Source organism: Rothia sp. 27098_8_27 (assembly GCF_041432805.1).
GTDB lineage: Bacteria > Actinomycetota > Actinomycetes > Actinomycetales > Micrococcaceae > Rothia > Rothia mucilaginosa.
This window is the reverse complement of the sequence record NZ_JAPWAJ010000004.1, coordinates 193,724-199,986: the sequence shown is the minus strand read 5'-3', so window position 1 is coordinate 199,986 and position 6,263 is coordinate 193,724. Positions and strand designations below refer to the sequence as shown.

4 protein-coding genes are annotated in these 6,263 nt (G+C 59.9%); 1 reads left to right on the top strand and 3 read right to left on the bottom strand.

All coding sequences use genetic code 11. The annotated features are described in order from the left end of the window. Positions 1 to 54: 54 nt before the first annotated feature. Positions 55 to 852 (bottom strand): hypothetical protein, encoded by a 798-nt coding sequence (locus tag O3675_RS06470; protein ID WP_371571620.1) that lies wholly within the window; start codon positions 850 to 852, stop codon positions 55 to 57. Positions 853 to 945: 93 nt separating this feature from the next. On the opposite strand from O3675_RS06470, the gene O3675_RS06465 reads away from it, so the two are divergent. Further along, positions 946 to 1,980, top strand: a complete 1,035-nt coding sequence (locus tag O3675_RS06465) for an A/G-specific adenine glycosylase (protein ID WP_371571619.1) — start codon at positions 946 to 948, stop codon at positions 1,978 to 1,980. A 146-nt stretch (positions 1,981 to 2,126) separates the two neighbouring features. Here O3675_RS06465 and O3675_RS06460 read toward each other — a convergent pair whose 3' ends face one another. Together O3675_RS06460 and O3675_RS06455 are read right to left on the bottom strand one after the other, a co-directional pair. Continuing rightward, positions 2,127 to 4,703, bottom strand: a complete 2,577-nt coding sequence (locus tag O3675_RS06460) for an ATP-dependent Clp protease ATP-binding subunit (RefSeq protein ID WP_371571617.1) — start codon at positions 4,701 to 4,703, stop codon at positions 2,127 to 2,129. A gap of 1,060 nt (positions 4,704 to 5,763) precedes the next feature. Then, complete coding sequence (locus O3675_RS06455) at positions 5,764 to 6,117, bottom strand: Lsr2 family protein (protein WP_070604962.1); 354 nt, start codon at positions 6,115 to 6,117, stop codon at positions 5,764 to 5,766. Positions 6,118 to 6,263: the final 146 nt, after the last annotated feature.

Sequence of the window (6,263 nt, the reverse complement as noted above, 5' to 3'; positions counted from 1 at the left end):
TCCAGCACGGGGGCTTTTGCGTGCCCATTCACGGGCGAAAACTATAGAAGTGAACTACTGAATCACGAAGTTCACCTGAGCCGAAGTCACACCATTCACCGTGGCAGTCGCCCAGTAAGATCCCTTCTGAGCGGTCGAAGCGGAGGAGCAACCCAGCACGTTGATCTTACGGTCCCACGCCAGGTCGGTTGCGCCCTCGGCACCTGCGGCCACCTCAGACTTCTGAACGGCGGTCGCCGCGCACAGGCTGCGGGTGTACACCTGAGCCGCACCGGAGGTGATGTTCAGGTCCACGCCGGTGTTCGCGCCCTCGCCACCCACAGCGCAGGGGGTCTTCGAGGAGTTCGTGTAGGTCACGTGGAAGGACACCTGCTCACCGGCCGCGAAGGTACGCTTCGCGGGGGTGACGGTCACCTTCAGGTCGTTCGCGGTGCACGCCGCAACAGCAGCCGCAGTGGTCACGCTCGGAGTCGGCGCGGGCGTGGTCGGGGTCGCCGCGGGGGTAGTTGCCGCAGGGGTTGCCGCGGCGGTGGTCACGCTTGCAGTAGGTGCCGCAGAAGTGGTCACCGAGGGGGTTGCCGAAGCAGTAGCCGACGCGGTTGCAGAGGCAGTCGCGCTAGCAGACGGGGTAGCCGAAGCAGTTTCGGAGGGGCGAGCACTGAAGCTCTGGAAGGGCGCACCGGAAGCCGTCGCAGTGGAGGCTACAGTGGCGTCCTTCTTGCCGTTAATCATGCCGACCATGGAGGTCACGCCGGCAACCAGCAGCAGAATAATAGCGAGCAGAGCAATAACCGCCACGATGCGACGGCGGCGGTAGACTTCGGGAGGCAGAACGGGACCATTTTCAGACATACCCTTAAGGATACCGGGTTTAACCCTGAGATTCACAGTGAACTCTGTTCATGCGGTTTTGGGAATATATGCCCTGTGGCGTAGGCTTTTCGGATGACCTCAGAGCCCAAACGCACCGCACGCACACGCCCGGAACCTACCCTGCCCGAAGGCACGAATACCGAGGCGCTCCACCACCGAATCAACCGATGGTTCCTCGACCAGGCACGCGATTTGCCGTGGCGTCGTGACGAGTGCACCCCCTGGGGCGTGATGGTCAGCGAGTTCATGCTGCAGCAGACCCCCGTCAAGCGCGTTCTACCCGTGTGGGAGGAGTGGATGCACCGCTGGCCCACCCCCGCCGATCTTGCCGCCGAGCCCGCCTCGGAGGCGGTGCGCGCCTGGGGCCGCCTGGGTTACCCGCGCCGCGCGCAGCGGCTGCACGGTGCCGCTGTGGCGATTGTGGAACAGCACGGCGGCGAGGTTCCCGCCGACTACGAGGCGCTACTGGCTCTGCCGGGCGTGGGCTCCTACACGGCGGCGGCGATTAGCGTGTTCGCGTTCGGTCTGCGCGCCACGGTGATTGATACGAATATCCGCCGCGTGCACGCGCGCGCTGTGTCTGGCAAGGCGTTGCCCTCGCGTTCGTTGACGGCGGCTGAGACTCGCCTGGCGGAGGCGCTCATGCCCGCCGACACCCCCACCTCCTGCCTGTGGAATGCGGCGACCATGGAGCTCGGTGCGCTGGTCTGCACGGCGAAGTCCCCGACCTGTCAACTGTGCCCGGTGGAGAATCTGTGCGCCTGGGTTGCGGCGGGCAAGCCGGAGGCGGACTACACCCCCAGGGGCCAGAGTTGGCACGGCACGGATCGTCAGGTGCGCGGGGCGGTCATGGCGGTGTTGCGTGCGGCGCATGAGCCGGTGAATCGTGAGCTGATTTTGAGCGCGGGTGTAGCTTCAGCTGACGATACGACTTCCCCTGACTTTGCGTTCCCCGCAAATGCACCCGCCGCGGTGCACCGCCCACTCAAGGCGCTGTATGCGCTCTCCCCCGCCGCCGAGCAGTTGCAGCGCTGCTACGCGGGGCTGCTGGCGGACTCTCTCGCCCGCGAAGTCACGCAGGGCGATGCAGTGCTCGTCTCGCTCTAGTACCCGCCGCAGAAAGGCTCCTGGGGGCTTCTAGAGCCTATAGAATCTGGAACCTTTAGAAGACAGAAAACGCCTGTGGGGCGGTACAGGATAATTCCGGTACCGCCCCACAGGCGTTTAGTGCGCTAAACCTAGCTACCTAGGGCTTAGTCCCCACCCTGACCCTCTCGAGCCTCGGAAGCAGGTGCCTCAGCTGCGGGAGCCTCTGCGGCATCCTCGTTCAGCTCCTGCACCGAGTCCAGAGCCAGCTCCTTCATCGGCTGAGAAGAGAAGACGAACTTCGCGGAGTCGCCCTCGCCCTCAACGTCCACGGTGATCTTCTCACCGGGCTTGATGTCGCCGAAGAGGATCTTTTCAGACAGGGCGTCCTCAATGTTGCGCTGCATCTCGCGGCGCAGCGGACGAGCACCCATGGACGGGTCGTAACCCTTAGCCGCCATGAGAACCTTCGCAGCATTAGTCAGCTCAATGGACATGTCCTGCTCCGCCAGGCGCTTAGCCAGGCGACCCACGAACAGGTCCACAATCTGCAGAATCTCAGACTCGGAGAGCTGCGGGAAGACGATAATATCGTCCACACGGTTCAGGAACTCGGGGCGGAAGTGCTCCTTGAGGTTCTCCATCACGCGTGCCTGCATGCGCTCGTAGTCGGCTGCGGTGTCATCCATCGCCTGGAAACCAACCGGGATGCGGCGGTTCACGTCACGCGAGCCCAGGTTGGTGGTCATGATGATGACGGTGTTCTTGAAGTCCACCACGCGACCCTGCGAGTCGGTCAGGCGACCGTCTTCCAGGATCTGTAGCAGCGAGTTGAACAGGTCGGCGTGAGCCTTCTCAACCTCGTCGAACAAGACCACGGAGAAGGGCTTGCGGCGGACCTTCTCGGTCAGCTGGCCGCCCTCATCGTAACCAACGTAGCCGGGAGGCGCACCGAACAGACGGGAGACGGTGTGCTTCTCCTGGTACTCGGACATATCCAGGGTGATGAGCGAATCCTCATCGCCGAACAGGAACTCCGCGAGAGCCTTGGCAAGCTCGGTCTTACCCACACCGGTCGGGCCAGCGAAGATGAACGAACCACCGGGGCGGCGCGGGTCCTTCAGACCTGCGCGGGTACGGCGGATAGCACGGGACAGTGCCGCAATAGCGTGCTCCTGACCGATGACGCGCTTGTGGAGCTCCTGCTCCATGGTCAGCAGGCGGCTGGACTCTTCCTCGGTGATCTTGTAGACCGGAACACCGGTGGAAGCGGCAAGAACCTCAGAAATAACCTCGGGGGTCACGGTGCCGAATGCGTCGCCGCCTTCGCGCCATGCCTTCTCGGCTTCTTCCTTCTCAGCCAGAACCTTCTGCTCCTGATCACGCAGGCCTGCGGCCTTCTCGTAATCCTGGGAGTTGATGGCGTCTTCCTTCTGCTGGCGCAGCTTGGCGGCCTTCTCGTCGAGCAGCTTGATTTCCGGAGGTGCGGTCATACGCTTGATGCGCAGGCGTGCGCCCGCCTCGTCAATCAGGTCAACAGCCTTATCCGGCAGGAAGCGGTCAGAGATGTAGCGTGCCGCAAGGTTCACGGCAGTCTCGATAGCCTCGTCGGTAATGGTGACGCGGTGGTGCGCCTCGTACTTATCGCGCACACCCTTGAGGATCTGCACGGCAAGCTCCTGAGAGGGCTCATCAACCTGAATCGGCTGGAAGCGGCGCTCCAGGGCGGCGTCCTTCTCAATGTGCTTGCGGTACTCGTCCAGGGTGGTTGCACCGATGGTCTGCAGTTCGCCTCGAGCCAGCATGGGCTTGAGGATGGAGGCAGCGTCAATTGCGCCCTCTGCGGCACCTGCACCGACGAGGGTGTGGATCTCGTCAATGAACAGGATGATGTCGCCGCGGGAGCGGATTTCCTTCAGAACCTTCTTCAGGCGCTCTTCGAAGTCACCGCGGTAGCGCGAACCTGCAACCAGGGAGCCCAGGTCCAGGGTGTACAGGTGCTTGTCCTTGAGGGTCTCAGGGACGTCACCGTGCACGATAGCCTGTGCCAGGCCCTCCACGACGGCGGTCTTACCGACGCCGGGCTCACCAATCAGCACGGGGTTGTTCTTGGTACGGCGGGAGAGGACCTGCATGACGCGTTCCATCTCCTTGTGGCGGCCGATGACCGGGTCCAGCTCGCCCTCACGTGCTGCTGCGGTGAGGTTGCGGCCGAACTGATCCAGGATGGTCGAACCCGCGGGAGTGCCTTCGCGAGAGTTACCTGCACCCACGCCGGCGGTTTCCTTATCGCCGGAGTTGTTGCCGGGGTAACCGGAAATCAGGTCCATAACGGCCTGGCGCACGGCAGCGGGCTCAGCGCCCAGCTTGACCAGCACCTGGTTTGCCACGCCCTCGTTTGCACGAACCATGCCCAGCAGGATGTGTTCGGTGCCGATGTAGCCGTGGTTCAGCTGAATAGCCTCGCGCATGGACAGTTCGAGAACCTTCTTTGCGCGCGGGGTGAAGGGGATGTGGCCATTAGGCGCCTGGGGGCCGGGGCCGACGATGTCCTGAACCTGTTCACGTACTGCGTTCAGGGTAACGCCCAATGATTCCAGGGCGCGGGCACCGATGCCTTCGCCCTCGTGAATCAGACCGAGCAGAAGGTGTTCGGTACCGATGTAGTTGTGGTTGAGCATGCGTGCCTCTTCCTGGGCAAGCACCACAACGCGCCGAGCTCGATCGGTAAAGCGTTCAAACATTTACGCACTCCTTGCATTTTCCTATTGATACAAGAGTACGTTGAGCGCGGCTGAAAGGGCGGGCTGATGGGCGTCTGTTCGCCATCAAGAGAACAGATGAGCTGTTCGGGGCGTTCTAGGGGCGGTTTAGGCGCGGTTTCGGGGCTTCTGGCGGGGCTCAGGGGCGGTTTTGAGGGGTCTAGCTCACGCAGGTGAGCCTACCTGAAGGTGGATGGGTGCCGCCCGGTCGGTGCTACCTGTTTTTGCCGGGGCTGGCTGTTTTTGCGGAGGCAGTCTGTGCAGAGTGTGCGCATATTACCGTCGGATGTACCGCGGGAAGGTGCTACAGGTGGGTTCTGAGGGACTACAGTGCCAATACGAGGGTTTGCGGAAGAGATGAACGCACAAGAACCCACACAGACCAACACCTAAACCCCTTGTTTCCTGCACGTGCATGAATATATTGCAGAAATTTTTAAAAATTTATATGTTTAAGTGAGAAATTTCAATAATTCGCAAAAATATATACGGCACCATTTCCGGTATATATTTCCGCATAATATTCAGGCGATCTGCGTCAGAATTCCATCCGATAATCATCTTGACATCGGAGGAAATCCTCACCTCGACACATAGGTAGGGCGCTTATTATTTTCGACTCTATTCAGGGTGCGCTCCACACCTCTTACAGGGAGAATATCTCGGCGCATAACAACCGCACCGAAGAGATTAATGCAACAACACCTTTAGCCTTCCTGCCGATGCATGCAATCTAAACGAACACAGTAAACGAACACAGGATCCGAATGTAAACTATGCCCCTTCAGCCAACCAATACCCTTCTCGGTATTGCACAGATTGCATCATCAACCAACCCTATATATTTTACATGTAAATAGTTAATTGGAATTGGGGGTAAAAATACCCCCTCACTCCCCCAAACAGATATGCAGCGCATATCAACACACACCACAGAGGGCAAAACAAAAGGCGGACGGTGATAACACCGTCCGCCCTAAGCACTCGGAGGATTAGAGCCCTAAAGCACTAAGCCCTCCGACAGCGTGAATACTTAGAACTTTTAGTCCTGAGCCTTCATTGCTTCGTAGTATGCGTCCTGAACATCCTGGTGGATGCGGCCACGGTCAGAAACCTTGTGGCCGTTAGCCTTAGCCCACTCGCGAATTGCTGCGGTCTCGGGGTTGCGCTTAACCGGAGCAGCGGTACCACGGGGAGCACGGGTGCGCTGGGTAGCGGTACCCTGAACGCGGCGAGACTTCGCTACGAAGGGGCGGATAGCGTCACGCAGGCGAGCTGCATTTGCGGAGGACAGATCGATTTCGTAGTGAGCGCCGTCCAGGCCAAAACGGATAGTTTCGTCTGCGGGGCCGCCATCGAGATCGTCTTCAAGAATGATGCGAACCTTCTGTGCCATTGAGGCACCTCCTCATCTGTTGCATATATCCTGTGGAGTAAACCCAAAAGCCTCTATCGGGATTGAGAAAATAGTGTGCCGGATATATTTATGTACTAATTTTCTTTCATATAGTAACAGAAATATATTAAAGATTCCGAAAATAT